This is a genomic window from Nocardiopsis xinjiangensis YIM 90004, from assembly GCF_000341145.1.
GTDB classification, from domain to species: Bacteria; Actinomycetota; Actinomycetes; order Streptosporangiales; family Streptosporangiaceae; genus Nocardiopsis; species Nocardiopsis xinjiangensis.
Genome location: NZ_ANBE01000002.1, coordinates 1 through 17,325, shown reverse-complemented (window position 1 = coordinate 17,325; position 17,325 = coordinate 1). Strand labels below are relative to the sequence as shown.

Here is a 17,325-nt window from a genome sequence, read left to right as displayed (position 1 = left end):
CGTGAAGGAGAGAAGATGCGTGAACTCGGACTGACCGTCGTCACCGGAGGAGCATCCGGGCTCGGTGCCGCCACGGCTCGGGAGATCGCCGAGCAGGGCGGGCGCCCCGTGGTGCTGGACCGCAAACACCCCGAGACGGACCTGCCCTTCGAAGAGGTCGACCTCGCCGACCGGCACGCGATCGAACAGGCGATCTCCCAGGTGGTGGAGAAGCACGGTCGGCCCTCCGCGGTCGTCAACGCCGCCGGCATCGACGTGTGCGGTCAGCTGTCCGACGTGTCCGCCGAGGACTGGGAACACGTGATCGCCGTGAATCTGCTGGGCACCGTGGCCGTGACCCGGGTGGTCCTGCCTCACCTGAAGGAGACCAGGGGGAGCGTGGTCAACTGCGCGTCCACGCTCGGCCTGCGCGCGCTGAGCGACGCCAGCGCCTACTGCGCCTCCAAGTTCGGGGTCGTCGGGTTCACCCGGTCCCTGGCCGCCGAACTCGCCGGGTCCGTGGGGGTCACGCTCCTCGTCCCTGGAGGGATGCGCACCGCCTTCTTCGACGACCGGCCGGAACAGTACCGTCCCGGCCCCGACGCGCAGCTCAACGACCCGGACGACGTGGCCTCGGCCGTGCTCTTCGCCCTGCGCCAGCCGCACGGATGCGAGGTACGGGAGATGGTCGTGTGCCACTCGGGCGAGACCTCCTGGCCGTAGGCGCTCACGGCGGTCCCGTGGCACGAGTGGCGACGTCGCGGAAGAAAGGACCGAACGATGCACCATCCGAGAAGGGGTGCCGTACTGGTCACCGGTGGAACGGGCTTCGTGGGCTCGCACCTGTGCCGACGGCTGATCGGGCGGGGACAGAGAGTGATCTGTCTGGACAACCTCGTCACTGGACGCACCGAGAACGTGCGGCACCTGTTGGACCATCCGGGGTTCGCCCTGCTCCTGGCCGACGTGACGGAGCAGTGGGAGATCGACGAACCGCTGGAGACCGTCTTCCACCTCGCCTCGGCCGCCTCGCCCCGGGACTATCTCCGCATGCCCCTGGAGACCCTGGAGGCCGGGAGCGCCGGGACACGCAACGCGCTCGCCTGCGCCGAGGCGCACGGGGCCAGGTTCGTGCTCGCCTCGACGAGCGAGGTGTACGGGGACCCGAAGGAGCACCCGCAACGGGAGACCTACTGGGGCCACGTCAACCCGGTCGGCCCCCGGAGCGTGTACGACGAGGCCAAACGGTACGCCGAGTCGCTCACCATGGCCCATCACCGGACCCGGGACACGGACGTGGGGATCGCCCGGGTCTTCAACACCTACGGGCCCAAGATGCGTCTGGACGACGGCCGTATGATCCCCACCTTCCTCCGACAGGCACTGGCGGGGGAACCGATCACCGTCACCGGCAGCGGCCACCAGACACGCTCGATCTGCTACGTGGACGACACCGTCGAGGGGCTGCTGGCCCTGGCCGACGGTGACACGACGGATCCGGTCAACATCGGGAGCGAGGACGAGGTGAGCGTGCTGAACCTGGCCGACCACATCCGTGTGCTCTCGGGGTCCCGGTCCGAGCTCACCTTCATCGACCGGCCCGAGGACGACCCGCACTACCGGAGACCGGACATCAGCAAGGCCATGAGGCTCCTCGGTTGGAAACCGGTCGTCCACCTGGACGAAGGGCTGCGGCGCACCCTCGCGCACGTGCTGGAGCGCGAGGTGCTTCCGGTTCCGGAGACGAGCCGCCCTCGGGGGCGGAACGGGAGGCCGAACCATGCCGAACACGGAGTCGTCCCGGGTCTCGGTCGTGGTGATCACGCGTGACCGGGTCACCGAACTCTGCCGTACGTTGGCGAATCTGCGGCTTTTGGAACCGAGGCCCTCGGTCGTGGTGGTCGACAACGCCTCGCGGGACGGAACCGCCGAAGTGGTCCGTGCGAACTATCCCGAGGTGACACTGGTCCGCAACGAGCGCAACACCGGGTGCGCGGCGCGCAACCTCGGCGTCGGCCACACCTCCACGCCCTACGTCGCTTTCTGCGACGACGACTCGTGGTGGACCGGGGACTCGCTGGAGGCGGCCGCCGACGCCTTCGACACGCATCCTCGCCTCGGGCTGGTCGCCGCCGCCGTCCTCGTCGGGGGTGGAGAACGCGCGGACCCGGTCAACGACCAGCTGCTCGACAGTCCCCTGAAGCCGGACGAGGATCTTCCGGGACCCAGGGTGTTGGGGTTCCTCGCCTGCGCCTGTGTCGTCCGGCGGGTCGCCTTCGAGGACACGGGAGGTTTCGAACCACTGCTGTTCTTCGGCGGTGAGGAGGCGCTCCTGGCGCAGGATCTGGCGGCCCGGGGCTGGGGCCTGTGCCACCTGCCCCGGATCCACGCCCACCATCACCCGTCCGAGGCCCGCCCGCCCTCCGCATGGCGCCGCACCCTGGAGGAACGCAACGCTCTGCTCACCTCCTGGCTGCGTCGGGGACCGAGGACCGCGCTCGCGCACACGGCACGGGCACTCGGGCGGGCGCTGTGGGACCCGTGTTCCCGCAAGGCCTTGTGGGGTGCGGTCGTGTTGACGCCCGAGGCGTGGACGGCGCGCCGCAGGGTCCCGGCCTCGGTCGAACACGACCTCGAACTCCTGGAGCGCGCGTGAGGGCGCGGGTCGGCGTCGTGGTCATCACCAAGGACCGGCGCCGGGAGCTGATGCGGACGCTCTCGCGGCTGGCGGAGCTTCCGGAACGCCCTCCCGTCGTGGTGGTCGACAACGCCTCGGGCGACGGCACGGCCGACGAGGTCGCCCGCCGGCACCCGGAGGTGGGACTCATCCGGGCGGGGACGAACCTGGGCGCGGTGGGCCGCAACGTCGGCACCGACGCGTTGGCCACGCCCTACGTCGCCTTCTGTGACGACGACTCGTGGTGGGAACCCGGGGCACTGGAGCGCGCGGCGGATCTGTTGGACACCCACCCGCGTCTGGGGGCGATCACCGCGCGCCTGCTCGTCGAACCCTCCGGAGAGGAGGACCCGCTCACCCCGGAACTGCGGAACTCGCCCGTCCCGGGCCCCGAGTGGCTCCCGGGCCCCGCGATCCTGGGCATCCTCGCGGGGGTGAGTGTCCTGAGGACCGAGGCCTTCCGCGGGGCGGGAGGTTTCTCCGAGCGCCTGTGGTTGGGCGGAGAGGAGGAACTTCTCGCACTCGACCTGGCCTCGGCGGGCTGGTGGCTGTGCTGGGACGAGCGGACCGTGGCCCATCACCACGCCTCGCAGGTGCGCGATCCGCGCCGGCGCCGACAGCAGGGGATCCGCAACACCCTGTGGACCGCATGGCTGCGCCGCCCGTGGCGGGGCGCCCTCGGCCACACCCGGGAGGTACTGGGGTCGGCGCCCAAGGACCGCACGAGCGCCGCGGCCGTGGCGGAGGCCGTGAGGGGGCTGCCGTGGGTGCTCAGGGCGCGCAGGACCGTCCCGCCGCACGTGGAGGAAGGCCTGCGGCTGCTCGCCGGGCCGCGGAAGAGGTCACGTGCCCGTCGTTACGTCGGTTGAGTACGGGTGGGTCGGCTGCACGAAGCCTGAAGTGGTCGCGTCGAACGGGAATCCGACGTGTCCCTGCGGCCGTGTGTGACCGGTTCCCCCGGGCGCGGCCTGAGCTTGCGTGAGGAGGCCGACCCCTTCCGCGTGCGGTGACGGCGCGGAGCAGACCCCGTCAGGAGCGGATCTCGCGGCGGCAGGGAGGCGGCACGCACGGGCTTTCGCCAAGAACTCATACGGGGGCCTCCGCCTCCCGGACGAGTGCATGGAAGGCCCCGGTGGGACTCCCGCCGGGGCCTCTCTGCTGCCTGGCATGCCTATCGTCGACGTACCGCGTTGAGAAGAGCGCCCCACTCCTGCCCGGATACGATGAGGTGTCCCTCCAAGGGGTTCATCGAGTCACGAACCGCAGCGTCGCCGCCTGGAACGTCGGCGACCTCGACGCAGTTGTTCGGGTTGCTGTAGCTCGACTTGCGGAAGTTGAGCTCGGCGCTGTCGGTGGAGAGGTACATGGGTCGGGTTTCCTAGCTGATTCGGGACCGTAGGTAGGTGGCTACAGCGTCCGGGTCCATGGACTTCGACACGAGCAGATCGAAGATCCGGCGGTAGCGGTCCACCTGAGGCCGTTTGTCGAGGTACAGGCCGTCTTCGTCCGCTTCGACGAAGACCGCATCCATGTCGGGGTCCAGGTATTTCAGTATCGTGAACGGCCCACCCATACCCGGGTGCAGTCCCACACCCGGCTCCAGAACTTGGAGGGTTACGGAGTTCGGTTGCTCTGCTGTGGCGGCGAGGTGTTCCACCTGGCGGCGGTGCAGCTCGGGGTCTGATACAGCGAGTAGGTCCAAAGCACGCTCATCGATGATCGCCCAGAGATCGACGGGGTCCTCACGGTGCAGGAGGACTTCCTGGCGTTGCATGCGCGCTTCCACAACACGCTCGACCTCCGCCGGCTCGCGTATGAGCGTTGCATGGGTGATCGCCGCTGCGTACTCGGGGAGCTGGAGCAGCCCGGGGATGTACTGGAGCTCGAACACGCGGAGCCCGGTGACCCCCGCCTCCAGGCTTGTGTAGTCGCTGGTGAGTACGTCGTCGTATCGACTCCACCACCCCCGCTTTCTGGACTCCCTGGTGAGCTCGAGGAGCGTGTCGCGTTCGCGGGTGTCGGTGACCTTGTAGACGTCGAGAAGCAGACGGATGTCGCTCACTGCGGGGTGTTTCGACCGACCCGTTTCGATGTTCGAGACCTTGGTCGTGGACCATTCGAGCTCGGCGGCGGCCTGTTCCGCAGTTAGAGCCGCTTCGAGACGCTTCGCTTTCATTTGTGCTGATAGCTGGCGTCTAGCGACGGGTGGGCTACTCACTTCGACCTCCTCCAGTGGCGTCAATGATGGTACCGCCGCAGGACTGGAACCGGACATTTCGCAACTACTCAGTGCAATCATTCTAGTTAATGGATCTCGATTGAGAGCTTGCGAATTAAAAATTTCGAGTCCATCATGAAGAGGTGCTCATCCACACGCCGCTCTCATCCAGCGGCACTCTCACGGGAGGTGCGCGATGCCGCGCTACCGATCGAACCGGGCCCGCCGCGTGCGGGCCTACGTCCACCGCCCCGACGACCTCGCGCCCTTGGCGGCCGTGGTGCGATCCTGGCTGATGCTGCGGAGGGCGATGTGAATGCCCGCGCCCATGCCCCTTGCTCCTGCCGCCGTCGACCCCGAGCTCGCTGTCCTCAATGCCCAGTTCGGTGACCGGTGGACCATCACCCGCCGCATCGACCACGGTGGCGCCCTCGGCGCCTGTCACGCGGTGCGCCACGATCCCCGTCCCAGCCTCCAGGGGCTGAGCGCGCACACCGCCGCCGGTCTGTGGGCGGCGATCGAGTACGCGGAGGCGATACCCCGATGACCGGCGACCCGGATCTGGACCGCCTCCAGTGCGCCTACGGCCAGGACTGGCGTATCTGGCGGACCCCGAACTGGTGGATGGCCAACCCACGCAAAGCGGGGCCGCCACCGACGTTGGTGGAGCGCACCCCCGAGGAGCTGGAAGAACGCATGAAGGACCCCGGCTGGGCGATCGGCCGAGTGGTGGTCCCGCGACCGCGGAGCCGCTGACCGACCCTCTCCTGCTACCGCGGAACTGGAATGCCCTGGTGAGGTGGGCGCGGAAGCGCCGGGCGGACCGCCTCCAGGGGCTGAGCGAGCCCCTCAGCCCTGCCCGGCTCCGGCACGGGTCTTTCGGCGGCGGGCCGCGGCGGCCCCCACCCCGGCCATGGTCACGAGCAGGACCGTACCTCCGAGCAGGGCGAGAACACGGCCCTTCGTCGGCTCCACCGGCCGGTCCAGTGCCAAGGTCTCCTCCGGAATCCCCTCACCGGAACGGGGGCCCGAAGTGCGGGACAGCGCCCCCACCGGGTCGACTGATGCGGCGCCGAACCCCCCACCGGTGTGCGGATAGGCCGAGGACGTGAGGCGCATCGCCGTCTGTGCCGCGCTGAGATCGGGGTACTCGGAACGGACCAGGGCCGCGGTACCGGCCACGAACGCGGCGGCGACCGGGTCTCCCTCGGCGACGGCGTGCCCGTCACCGCCGGGGGCGAGGCCCAGCACGGCCTCGCCCGGGGCCGAGACGTCGGGCGCCGCGGGGTTCTCGCCGCTTTCCGCCGGTGCCTCCCCGAACGTCGTGCCGTCGGTGCCGTTGGCCACCACCCCCAGAACCTCGGAGCGGGTGGCGGGCACGGCGGCGTGCACCTCGTTCTGGACCTGTGCCGTGGAGGGAGCGACCACCAACACGTCCTCACCGACAGCGGTGTCGACCGCGGATTCGAGTTCGGGGCTGCCGAGCGGGAGCGCGACGCCCACGAGGACGATGTCGGCGCCCCCGGAGACGGCCTCGGCCAGGCCTTCGGCCAAGGCGTCCGCGTCGCTCCGGCCACGGTCATCCGTCACCGGGACCGCCGTCACCCGTGCCTCGGGAGCCACCCCGACCAGACCGCTGTCCGACTGCGGGCGTGCGGCGACGACCCCGGCCAGGAAGGTACCGAAACCGGTGCAGTCCTCACCGCCTCCGGCCACCGCGCCCGCCAGGGCCGCAGGCGTGTCGTCGACGCCGCTGCCGAGGACGGCGACGTCCGTTCCCTCCCCCGAAGAGGTGGTGCGCGCATCCGGGAGGCCGAGAGCGCTCTCGGTCCAGACCTCCTGGTCGATCACCTCCTCCGAAGCGGGCACGCACGTGTCGGAGGAGAGCTCGGGCACGACCTGGGGAAGTGCCGGGGGCGCTCCCCCGTCCGCCGAGGCGGGAGCCCCCGGGACCAGGAACAGGGTGAGGGCACACACCGACGCCCCGGCCCGCAGCCGGCCCCGTTTCCTGTCGAACGAGACCGCGACCCCTGTTTCCGGGCCGTCCGCCCCTCGGACCGCTCGGTTCCTCACGTACGGTCCTCGGCTTCCTCGGTCTCCGGATCGAGGGCCAACTGCACCTTCACCGGATCGCGGCGGTCGAAGCGCAGGGCTCGGCCCGGAGGCAGCCGTTGCGGACGCAGGGAGCCGAACAGCACACCTTCCGAGGGCGGGCAGGACAGCACCATGCTCGGGGTGTTGGCGTCGATGAGCTTCCGCAGGACCGGTTCGCCCATGGCGCGGCTGAAGCCGCCCGCCCCCCGCGCCAGCACGAGGTGGAACCCGATGTCGGTGCCCTGGGTGAGCATCTCCGCCAACGGTGCCAGGGGCCCGCCGCTGCTTCCTGTGCTCAACAGGTCGTAGTCGTCGATGATCACGAACAGCTCGGGACCGCTCCACCACGAGCGGTCACGCAACTCCTCCGGGGTGACCTCCGGGCCGGGGAGCCGGGGCTTGAGGGCCTGGGCCGCCGCCTGCATCATCTCGCGGGCGCTCTCCCCGGTCACCGCGTACCCGAGGCGCTGCTCCTCGGGGATCGCGTTGAACAGTCCGCGCCGGGGGTCCACCACGACCACACGCGCTTCCGAGGAGCTGTAGCGCTCCCGGATGGTACGGGTGATCCTCCGCAACAGGTTGGTCTTGCCGCTCTCGGTGTCGCCCACCACGAGCATGTGGGGCAGGACCGAGAAGTCGTGCCACAGCGGTTCCAGCCGCCGTTCCTCCAGGCCCAGGGCGATCTTGGGCCCCTCCTCCGCGGGCGGGAGGTCCGCGGCCGGCAGCGAGAGCGGGAGCAACCGTACCGGTGGGGCCGGAGGTCCGTCCCACGCCCGGTCGACGGCCTCCACCACCCCGGCCACCGAGGCGCCGGGGCCCTCCTCGACGTGTGGCAGGGCGGAGAGGAAGTGTTTGTACTCGGAGGTCAGACCGCGGCCCGGGACCCTCGGGACCTTCTCGGCCTGACGCATGTTGATCGTGGAGTCCACGGCGTCTCCCAGGCGCAGTTCGAACCGGGTGACCAGCAGGTCGCGAAGGCTCGACTGCACGTCCGCCCAGCGCGGAGAGGCCACCATCAGGTGGATGCCGTAGTTGAGGCCGCGCTGGGCGATCTGCACGATGTCGTTGACGAGGTCGAGCATGTCCGCGCGCACGGTGGCCCAGCCGTCGATGACCAGGAACACGTCTCCGTAGGGCTCGTCGGGGAACTCGCCGGCGGCCCGCCGACGCCGGTAGGCGCCGATCGAGTCGATGCCGTGGTCGGCGAAGAACCGCTCGCGCCGGTCGAGGAGCGCGGTGATCTCCGCCACGGTCCGGGTGATGCGTTCGGTGTCGACGCGCCCGCAGATGCCGCCGACGTGCGGCAGGTCCGCCACGCCGCGCAGTGTGCCGCCTCCGAAGTCCAGGAGGTAGAACTGCACCTGCTCGGGGGTGTTGGTGAGCGCGAGCGCCGTGATCAGCGAGACCAGCATGGTGCTCTTGCCGCTCTGGGGGCCTCCGATGACCGCCGTGTGCCCGCCGGCACCGCGCAGATCGGCCGTCAGAGGTGTGCGCAGCTGCTCGAACGGACGGTCCACCAGCCCGATCGGAACGGACAGGACCGGATCGCTGCTCCAGGCGGGCAGACCCTCCGCGCCGGCCTCCCGCAGCAGTCCGGCGACGGAGGGGGCCTCACCCAGAGGAGGCAGCCACACCTGCCGGGCAGGGGGACCGGACGTACGCATCGCCTCCAGCGCGGTCTCCAACAAGGTCTCGGTGGGTTCCTCCTCCGGTTCGGGTTCGGGCTCGGAGGAGACGGTGACCGGTCCGGCCACGTGTCCGGCCAGGAAGGGGGCGATCTCGCGCGCGGCGGTCGAAGCGTGTGCGGCGCGGCGCTTGGCCCGGTAGGGGCCCGAGACGTAGGCGGCCTTGAACCGCACCAGTTCCTCGGTGTCGGACCTGAGGTAACCCGAACCGGGGGCGGGCGGGAGCTGATGGGCGTCGGCCACCCCGAGTACGCCGCGACTCTCCATCGCCGAGAACGTACGCAGTGCGATCCGGTAGGACAAATGGCTCTCCAACTGGTGCATACGGCCCTCGTCCAGGCGTTGTGAGGCCAGGAGCAGATGCACCCCCAGACTGCGTCCCAGGCGTCCGATCATCACGAACAACGTCATGAAGTCGCGATGGGTGGCCAGGAGCTCACTGAACTCGTCCACGACCACCAGGAGGGTGGGGAGCGGCTCCATGTCCGGATTGTTTCTGCGCGCCTTCTCGTATTCGTGGATGGAGCTGAAGTTGCCCGCGGCGCGCAGCAGTTCCTGTCTGCGTACCAGTTCGCCGTGCAGCGCGTCCTGCATGCGCTCCACCAGAATCGTTTCGTCGGCGAGATTCGTGATCAGAGCCGAGGTGTGGTTCAACCCGTCCAGGCCGATGAACGTGGCGCCGCCCTTGAAGTCCACCAGTACGAAGTTGAGCGTCTCGGAGGAGTGGGTGAGGGCGAGGGACAGCACCAGCGTTCGCAGCAGTTCGCTCTTTCCCGAACCGGTGGCGCCGATGAGCATCCCGTGCGGGCCCATCCCGCCCAGCGCGGACTCCTTCAGATCCAGTTCCAGGGGCGTGCCCGATGCCGAGATGCCGATGGGCACCCGCAGGCGGCTCTCGGGGCGCTCGCGCTCCCACTCGCGGACCGGGTCCCACGTGTGCAGGTTCTGGATCCCCAACAGCGTGGTGAGGTCGAAGTCGGTGGTCAGCGGTTCCCCCACGTCGGTGGCGATACTGACCCGGTAGGGGGCCAGCATGCGTGCGAGGGAGCGGGCACGGACGTGGTCGAGCTTGTCCGGGCGGCCCAGGGAGGAGTGGACCTCGCGGCCGGACCGGTCGAGTTCAGCCATCTCCACCGAGTCCGGCGACACACGCAGGGCGAGGCTGTGGGGGGCGCCGTCCCAAGGGCGTTCGGGAGACACGTCGATCACGACGGTGTTGCGAAAGCCGCCGCTGAGCAGTCTCGATCCTTGTGGCACGATTCCACCGTCGACGATGATGATCGTGAAGGGCTCGTCGCGGCCCGGTTTTTCCTGCGGGTCGAACGGTGGCCGGTCGGCCAATTCCGGGCCGACGAGACGTTCCAGCTCAACGGCGTCGGAAGCAATGAGGCGCAATGGTCCGGCGCCGTCCCGTTCTGTCGGGTGCATGCAGTGCGGAAGCCATTTGAGCCATGCCCATTCTGCCATGCCCGAGTCATTCACGCAGGCGGCGATCCGCAATTCGTCCGGGGCGTGGAAAACGGCTGCCTGGGACACGAGGGCGCGCGCCATTCCGAGAGAGGATTCTGTGTTTCCGTGCAATCCCACATGTGCGAATCCACGCAGATAGAGGGACACCGGAAGGCCGTCGACGGTCGCGTAGGCGTTGATGAACCGGCGGAGCGCGTGTGCGGACAGCGGTTCGAGGTCCTCCACGGGCTTGGTCGACAGAGGGGCCATGCGGGTGCCGAGCGGTTGCTCGCCCAGGGCGATACGTACTTCGGCGAAGTCGTCGTGTCCTCCGCGGCGTTCCCAGAGCCGGCTCGTGCGCACCAGCGACCACAGTGAACCCGGGTCGGGCCCGTTCCAGGCCTGGGCGCCGCGCTGGGCGGTGACGACCTCGCGGACCTGGGAGCGCATCTGGCCGAGGTAGCGCAGATAGTCCCGGCGGTCTCCGGTGAGACGGCGGCTGCGCTCGAGCCGGGTGCGCAAGAGCTGGCCCCCGATCATCGCCACCGCACCGACGAGCATCATGCCGCCGGCGATGAAGGGCATGGCCGTCCCCATCGTGCCCGAGCCCGGGCGGAGCACCATCATCACCATCGCCAGGGAGCTCAGCGCCATCGGCAGGTACATGAACACGCTGGAGATGTTGGTCTCGTGTTCAGGTAGCGTCGGCGGCTCCTGAAGGGCGAGCTCACCCTCGGGTGACTCCGGGCCGGGGCGACGAGCCGGCCTGCGGATGAGGATCGTGCTCATCAGCGAATATTTCCTTCCAATTCACTCCGGTTCGCTCGGGCCCCGGTAGGGTGCCGGCTGGATTCTCCCTGCGTAATTCGGGTCCGTTCGGCCGAGCAACTCTCCAGAACAGGATTCGGTTCTTGGGGTCCGGACGGGGTTGCTCGTGCGAGCGCGGACGGTCCGGGGGCGGAGTTCACTACCTCCATGGGTGAAATTTCCGAAGTGATGCTATTCTATCCCAGCATTTCGAGCGCCCAGTGTGCTGTTCCTGCCCGGCATGAGCCGTCGCGGAATGGCACGTCATGGCACTCCCCCTCGTCGAGGTCGTTCGTCATGCGCCGTCATTCGTTCAGCTTCCTGTTCAGCGAGGAGTGCCGATGTCGGACGCCGTCGAGGCGGACCTGTGCCGTCTGATCGTCCGCGCTCCCAGCACCGCGTTCGAGATCGCGGTACCGCGTGACCTGCCGTTGTCCGAGCTCCTGCCCACCTTCGTCCTCTACGCGGAGCAGGAGGAAGAGGACCTGGACGAAGCCGGTCTGGAACACGGCGGATGGGTGCTCCAACGGCTGGGGTCCTCAGCGCTGGAGGAGGCCGAGACGGTGGAGACACTCGGTCTGACCGACGGCGAGACGCTCTACCTGCGCGAGCGCGCCGATCAGATGCCGGAGATCCACTTCGACGACATCATCGACGGGGTGGCCGACTCGATGGGCGACCGTCCGGGTCTTTGGAACCCGGATCTCTCCCGCCGCGCGCTCACCCTCACCGCCGCCGGGGGGCTGGCCGGAGCCCTCGGACTCGCTGCCACGCTCGGCTTCACCTGGCTGCCCGGAGCCATCGCGGCAGCCACCGGGGTGCTCCTGCTGCTCACCGCCGGCGCGGCGTCCCGCGCGTTCGACGCACCCTCGGTGGGCGCCGTCACCGGTGGTGCAGCCATCCTGTTCATGGCCCTGGCCGGTGCGTCGTTGCCGAACGGCGACCCCGGTACCGCCCTGACCGGAGCGAGGATGCTCTCGGCGGCGTCGACGGGCACCGGGGCGGCGGTGTTGGCGACCGCCGCAGTGGCGGCCTTCCTGCCCTTCTTCGTCGCCGTGGTCGGAACGGCCCTGTTCACCGCTGCGGCCGGTGCCCTCCTCATGTTCTGGGACGCGGCTCCGCCCCAGGGCGTGGCTGCCGCGGCCGCCGCCCTGGTGCTGCTGCTCGCTTCCTACGCTCCGGCCCTGGGCTTTCGGCTGTCCGGGATGCGGCTGCCGCCCCTTCCCGGCGGTGTGGCCCAGTTGGGTGAATACATCGCCCCCCACCCTGCACACGACGTACGTACGCGCAGCGAGCGCGCTCACCAGTTCCTCGGGGCCTGCCTGGCAGTGGTCGGGGCCGTGTGCATGGCCGCCCTCACCGTCCTGGCCCTGCATCCCGGCTGGCCGGCCTCCTCGGCCGGGGTGTGCGTGTCGGTGATCCTGCTGCTGCAGTCCCGCGGGCTCACCAGCGTCTGGCACAGGATGAGCTTCCTGGTGCCCGGGGTCTACGGTCCCGTCGCCCTCGCGGTGGGCGGCGGGCTCCTGGGCGGCGACACGGCCGCGATGGTCCTCTTCGGCCTGCTCCTGGTCACCGCGCTCGTCCTGCTCATGGTCGCGTGGTCGGTGCCCGGGCACCGACCGATCCCGCACTGGGGGCGCGCAGGGGAACTGATCCAGAGCCTCGCCGCGATCGTCCTGGTGTGCCTGGTCCCCGCCAACCTGGGGCTGTTGACGTTGCTCCGGGGGATCGGCGGATGAGGCGGCACGGAAGGGGGAGGCCCTGATGCAGACCCGTCGCGACCAGGTCCAGGCGCACTCGTTCATGGTGAGCCGGCTCTCCACGGCTATGTCCGCCGCCGACCCCGACGCGGCCGAGGCGCCGCTACGGCGCACACGCAACGGCGCCTTCATCGGTCTGGTTCTGGGGGCGCTGCTCTGTGTCGGTTTCCTGGTCTTCGGGCTCCTCTTCCCCGGGGGCGCCACCCATTGGCGTACGGAGGGCACCATCGTCTCGGTGAAGGGTGGCGGCGGACAGTACGTCTTCTCCGACGGTGCCTTGTGGCCGGTCGACAACCACGCCTCGGCCCTGCTGCTGGCCGACTCCTCCGAACCGGTGGACGTGTCCGCCGACTCGTTGGAGGGCACCCGGGTGGGGAGCCCGGTGGGCATCGCCGGCGCCCCCGACGCGCTTCCGTCCCCCGAGGCGGAGGGAGCGCTCAACTGGCAGGTGTGCGCCGCCACCGTGGACGCCGGTCGGGGCGAGGAACCCTTGACCTCCTTGGCCCTCCTCCGCTCACCCGAGGGCAGCCCGGTCGAGGACGGGGACGCCGTCCTGGTCCGCGGCCCCGACGGGGGAGACCACCTGGTCTGGGACGGCCGCCGGCTGGCCCTGGACGGGGAACACGGTGCCCTGGAGTCCTTGGGGTACGGCACGGCCGCGCCCCATCCCGTCTCGGGGGCGTTCCTGGACAGCCTGCCCACAGGGCCCGCGCTCGCCCCACCCGACATCGAGGGCCGCGGTGAGCCCGCCCAGGAGATCGATGGTGCGAGGGCCGGAGTGGGCCAGGTCTTCCTCGTTCCGAGCGCCCAGGACGGCACCGACCAGCACTACGTACTCACCCGGGACGGCCTCGCCCCCGTGGACACGACCCGTGCCCATCTGCTGCTGGGCGACCCGCGTACGGCGGAGGAGGCCTACGGGGGAGAGGACGTGGAACCGGTCCGGATCACCGTCTCCGAGCTGCGTGAGCACCTGGTGGACGAGGACCCGATGGCGGACGGTCTGCCCGCGACCCCGCCGACCCTGACCGACCCGCAGGGGGCGGCGCTGTGCACCGTCGAACGGGGAGAGGAAGACCCCGCTCTCGTGTTGGCGGCCCCCACGGACATCACCGGGAGGGCCGCCCGCCCCCCGGCCGGCAGCACGGCCGCCTGTACCGCCCCCGACATGATCGACATCCCGTCCGGGGAGGGCGGCCTGGTCCGAGCCTCCCCCGCAGGGGGTTCGCCGTTGAGCGGTTCCTACTTCCTGGTCACCGACACCGGGGCCAAGTACCCGGTTCCCGACTCGGAGGCGGCCGACCTGCTGGGCTACGACCCCGGAAAGGCGTCCACCGCTTCCACCGCCCTGCTGGACATGCTGCCCACAGGACCGGGCCTGAGCCCGGATGCCGCCGCCGAACCCGTCGGCGCCACCCCGGAGCCGGGGGAACCCAGCTGCCCCCAGGACTGACACGCAACAGAAACAGGAGTGAGCCCCATGTCGATGATGCGCAGTACCGACCAGGCCATGCGTACCGGCCACGACGCCATGGAGACCGCACACAGCACGTGCAACGGCGTCTACACCACGGTCGACGCCGTGCGTGACCAGCTCGGCGGCAGCTGGCGGGGCGGTGCCGCCACCCAGTACGACACGGCGTTGGTCAAGTGGCTCGAAGAGCTGCGCCTGATCACCAACGACATGAACGACATGATCGGCATCCTCGGTGGTACCGAGCGCAACTTCCACGAGATGGAGGACGAGAACCTGGTCATGGCGAACTGGATCAAGGACCTCAACCCGAACCAGAGCGACGCCGCCGCCCGCTGACCCCGGCCATGACCGCCCCCACGGACGGGGGCCGAAGAGAGGAACAGTGCCATGAGTTTCGACGGATTCGAGATCACCTACAGCGGCGCCGACGACGCCGGGCTGGACCTGCGCAGGCAGACGGAGGTGATCGCCGAGGCGATCGAGGAGCTCGACGCCAAGGTCCGCTCCGTCAAGTCCGAGTGGGTCGGTGAGGCCGCGGAACAGTACGACGAGCGTGTGGCGGCCTGGCGGCGCAACGTGGCGGACATGCGTGCGCTGTTGGGCAACGCCCAACTCTCCTTGGACGACATCACCGACCGTTACCGCCGAGGAGACCTGCAGGAAGCCGGCAACTGGGAAGCCCGTCGCTGACCGCTTCCCCGGTCAGCCGCGGCACGGGTCCGGTCCACCCGTGCCGCGGCACGAGCCGTGTGCGGACCGCAGAGACCGAAGGCCATGAGAGGAGCGGGTCATGTCGGAGGACAAGACCAAGGTCACCTTGGAGTACTTGCGGGAGCTCCGCACGAACAAGGTGGAGCCCTTGCGCGAAAAGGTGTCGGAGATGAAGACACGGGCCGCCCAGAACTACCCGGAGAGCGGCGGGGACTCCTCCCAGGAGATCAACGTGCCTTTCGGCAACGGGGAACTCCTGCCTGCCGCACGTGAGCTCTCCGCGGAGGTCAGAGGGGCACTCTCCCAGTTCACCACCTCCATCACCGAACTCGAGACACGTCTGCTGGACATGTCCCAAGGCATTCGTTACAGCGAGTTGCTCTTCGACGATCTGGAATCGGACGCGGAACTGGACGCCGCCCAGGTTAACCAGATCATCTCCGGAAACGCCCCTTCCGACTCCGGAGGCCCGTCCTCGAGTGCCGACCCGGAGGACAGCACAGGTTCCTGAGCGCTTCCTGACCGCCCGTACAGTGCCCGACCCGGCTGATCAGCAGTTTTCCGTCCCCGACGTTTCGCTCTGAGGAGTTTCCATGGCCGATGAGGACCTTCCGGAGGAAGAAGGCTCCGACCCCGACGTCCCTGCCGGCGGTGGAGTCGTCGAGAGCGAGGAGATCGCTCATGCCATCAACGTCCTCGCCGACAGTGAGGGCAGCGAGGGCGGATCGGTTCCCCCGATGGGCACGGCCGAAGCGGTGCGGGACACGAACTGGTTCACCAACTACTTCTACAACGCCGGCGACCCCGGGGACGCCGACGAGTGGTTCGGGTTCGAGAGCCGGGCCTCCGACGCGGACATGCTCGGGTCGCACGAGGGGGGTTTCTCGGTCTTCTCGGGTGTCCACATCAACGAGGCGATCAAGGACACCGGTGACACGGTGTGGGGCCGTTTCAAGGAGCGGATGGAGACCGTCCTGGAGGCCGCCTCCGACCCCTCGAAGGGCAGCGACAACTACAACGGGAGCGTCCTCTCCCGCATCGTGGCCGACCTGGAGGACTTCCGCGAGTTCGCCGAAACGAGGTACGGGGACCTCTCGGAGCTCTTCGAGACGCTCAAACCGGGAAACGAGCAGTTCGAGGGCGCGGGGGCCGAGGCCCTCGCCCGGTACGTGCACACGGTCTCCCTCGAGTTCAAGAACCTGGCCGATTACCTCGAACCCGCCGAGCTCGCCGTCGAAGCAGCGCGGCGCTCCTCCTACAACGACTTCATCGAACCGGCTTCCGCGGCCGTCGACACATGGACCAAGGACTCCGATCACGCCCCACGGCGCCTGATCCGGACCTGGTGGGAGGAACAACGGGAGCACGTCACCCGTGAGGACGGCGTGATCAAGATCCGCGGGATGCGGACCGATGAGAAGGACACCTGGCTGACCTTCGAGAAGGAGATCAAGGAACGTTGGTGGGAGGGCCTGGCGGACGTACGCAAGGCCGCATCCGACGGGATCTCCGACGTCCACACCACGTACACCGGTTCCTCCTCCGACATCCTGCCGTTCAGACCGGTCCCCACCTCCAGCGAGCCCCCTCCCGGCGGCGGTGGTGACAGTGGTGGTGAAGGTTCCGGTGACCGGAGCATGGAGGACATCTTCGACGACTACCTGAACGGTGGCGACGGCGACGGTTCCGACGGCGGCGACGGTTCCGGTGGCCGGAGTGTCGAGGACATCGTCGACGACTACCTGAACGGTCTGGGCGCCGAGAGCGGCGGTGGCGATCTGCCCGACAGCTCGGGCGGAGATTCGGGGGCCGGGGGCCCGGAGAACCAGGACGGCCCTCCTGATCCCTCGGTATGGCAGGACACCGATGCGCTCCCGGACCCTTCGGGTTCCGGAGGTGACCCGTCCTCCTCCGGGGGCGGGACCTCCGGTGGCTCGGAGCCGCCTCCTTCTCCGGGTGGCGGGAGCCTCGGCGGCCCCGGCGGCGGTGACCTCTCCTCCTCCGGGAGCGGGACCTTCGGTGGCTCGGAGCCGCCTCCTTCTCCGGGTGGCGGGAGCCTCGGCGGCCCCGGCGGCGGTGACCTCTCCTCCTCCGGGAGCGGGACCTTCGGTGGCTCGGAGCCGCCTCCTTCTCCGGGTGGCGGGAGCCTCGGCGGCCCCGGCGGCGGTGACCTCTCCTCCTCGTCGGACGGGGGATCGCCGGACGGAGGAACGGGTGCTCCGGTACCGCCTCCGCTGGTTCCGGGCGCGGGTGGTCCGGGAACCAGCGGAGGCGGTTCCGTGCACTCCGGACACAGGGACCGGAACGGTGCCTCCCTCACGGGCTCTCGGGGCGAGGACGGAGACCGGCCCTCGCCGGGAGACGTCCCGGGCGGCGTCGAGACGCCCTCGGACGACACGAGTGAGCGGGACGGTTCGGTCCCCCCGCCGCCCAGCCCTGTCGTGACCGGTTCCGGTGATCTCGGTGGC

General features: G+C 69.6%; 15 protein-coding genes and 1 pseudogene. 12 read left to right on the top strand and 4 right to left on the bottom strand.

Annotation, left to right across the window (positions count from 1 at the left end):
* The first annotated feature begins 15 nt into the window (after positions 1–15).
* Genes D473_RS0100235 through D473_RS0100220 form a run of 4 tightly spaced genes read left to right on the top strand, consistent with a single transcriptional unit; the run spans position 16 to position 3,525 of the window.
* Positions 16–702, top strand: a complete 687-nt coding sequence (locus D473_RS0100235) for an SDR family oxidoreductase (RefSeq protein ID WP_017607080.1) — start codon at positions 16–18, stop codon at positions 700–702.
* A gap of 57 nt (positions 703–759) precedes the next feature.
* Complete coding sequence (locus tag D473_RS0100230; protein WP_017607079.1) at positions 760–1,809, top strand: NAD-dependent epimerase/dehydratase family protein; 1,050 nt, start codon at positions 760–762, stop codon at positions 1,807–1,809.
* On the top strand, positions 1,760–2,635 hold the full coding sequence (locus tag D473_RS0100225; protein ID WP_017607078.1) for a glycosyltransferase family 2 protein: 876 nt from the start codon (positions 1,760–1,762) through the stop codon (positions 2,633–2,635). The genes D473_RS0100230 and D473_RS0100225 overlap by 50 nt, the downstream gene beginning before the upstream one ends.
* On the top strand, positions 2,632–3,525 hold the full coding sequence (locus tag D473_RS0100220; RefSeq protein ID WP_017607077.1) for a glycosyltransferase family 2 protein: 894 nt from the start codon (positions 2,632–2,634) through the stop codon (positions 3,523–3,525). The genes D473_RS0100225 and D473_RS0100220 overlap by 4 nt, the downstream gene beginning before the upstream one ends.
* 302 nt (positions 3,526–3,827) lie before the next feature.
* Here the strand turns inward: D473_RS0100220 and D473_RS0100215 are convergent, their stop codons facing one another.
* Together D473_RS0100215 and D473_RS0100210 are read right to left on the bottom strand one after the other, a co-directional pair.
* Complete coding sequence (locus D473_RS0100215) at positions 3,828–4,022, bottom strand: DUF397 domain-containing protein (RefSeq protein ID WP_017607076.1); 195 nt, start codon at positions 4,020–4,022, stop codon at positions 3,828–3,830.
* 12 nt (positions 4,023–4,034) lie between these two features.
* The gene (locus D473_RS0100210) at positions 4,035–4,931 is read right to left on the bottom strand and encodes a helix-turn-helix domain-containing protein (RefSeq protein WP_275040632.1); all 897 of its coding nucleotides are present in this window, start codon (positions 4,929–4,931) and stop codon (positions 4,035–4,037) included.
* Between the two features lie 271 nt (positions 4,932–5,202).
* On the opposite strand from D473_RS0100210, the gene D473_RS0100200 reads away from it, so the two are divergent.
* Together D473_RS0100200 and D473_RS0100195 are read left to right on the top strand one after the other, a co-directional pair.
* On the top strand, positions 5,203–5,421 hold the full coding sequence (locus tag D473_RS0100200; RefSeq protein WP_241474665.1) for a hypothetical protein: 219 nt from the start codon (positions 5,203–5,205) through the stop codon (positions 5,419–5,421).
* Complete coding sequence (locus D473_RS0100195; protein ID WP_017607072.1) at positions 5,418–5,630, top strand: hypothetical protein; 213 nt, start codon at positions 5,418–5,420, stop codon at positions 5,628–5,630. Before D473_RS0100200 ends, D473_RS0100195 begins: the two co-directional genes overlap by 4 nt.
* Positions 5,631–5,723: 93 nt before the next feature.
* On the opposite strand, the gene D473_RS0100190 is transcribed toward D473_RS0100195, so the two are convergent.
* Both D473_RS0100190 and D473_RS0100185 read right to left on the bottom strand, forming a co-directional pair.
* The gene (locus tag D473_RS0100190) at positions 5,724–6,947 is read right to left on the bottom strand and encodes a S8 family serine peptidase (RefSeq protein ID WP_051042900.1); all 1,224 of its coding nucleotides are present in this window, start codon (positions 6,945–6,947) and stop codon (positions 5,724–5,726) included.
* Complete coding sequence (locus D473_RS0100185) at positions 6,944–10,891, bottom strand: type VII secretion protein EccC (protein ID WP_017607070.1); 3,948 nt, start codon at positions 10,889–10,891, stop codon at positions 6,944–6,946. Before D473_RS0100185 ends, D473_RS0100190 begins: the two co-directional genes overlap by 4 nt.
* 359 nt (positions 10,892–11,250) lie before the next feature.
* Here D473_RS0100185 and eccD point away from each other — a divergent pair, with 359 nt between their 5' ends.
* The 6 genes and pseudogenes from eccD to D473_RS23860 all read left to right on the top strand — a co-directional run.
* Positions 11,251–12,648 (top strand): type VII secretion integral membrane protein EccD, encoded by a 1,398-nt coding sequence (gene eccD, locus D473_RS0100180; RefSeq protein WP_017607069.1) that lies wholly within the window; start codon positions 11,251–11,253, stop codon positions 12,646–12,648.
* 25 nt (positions 12,649–12,673) lie between these two features.
* A complete protein-coding gene (gene eccB / locus D473_RS0100175) occupies positions 12,674–14,122 on the top strand; it encodes a type VII secretion protein EccB (RefSeq protein ID WP_017607068.1) in 1,449 nt (482 codons plus the stop codon).
* Between the two features lie 27 nt (positions 14,123–14,149).
* Positions 14,150–14,482 carry a WXG100 family type VII secretion target gene (locus D473_RS0100170; RefSeq protein WP_017607067.1) on the top strand — a complete coding sequence of 111 codons (333 nt, stop codon included), beginning with the start codon at positions 14,150–14,152 and terminating at the stop codon, positions 14,480–14,482.
* Between the two features lie 51 nt (positions 14,483–14,533).
* Positions 14,534–14,836, top strand: a complete 303-nt coding sequence (locus D473_RS0100165) for a WXG100 family type VII secretion target (RefSeq protein WP_017607066.1) — start codon at positions 14,534–14,536, stop codon at positions 14,834–14,836.
* Between the two features lie 100 nt (positions 14,837–14,936).
* On the top strand, positions 14,937–15,368 hold the full coding sequence (locus D473_RS0100160) for a hypothetical protein (RefSeq protein WP_017607065.1): 432 nt from the start codon (positions 14,937–14,939) through the stop codon (positions 15,366–15,368).
* 82 nt (positions 15,369–15,450) lie between these two features.
* Positions 15,451–17,325, top strand: a pseudogene (locus tag D473_RS23860) (hypothetical protein); the annotation flags it as partial.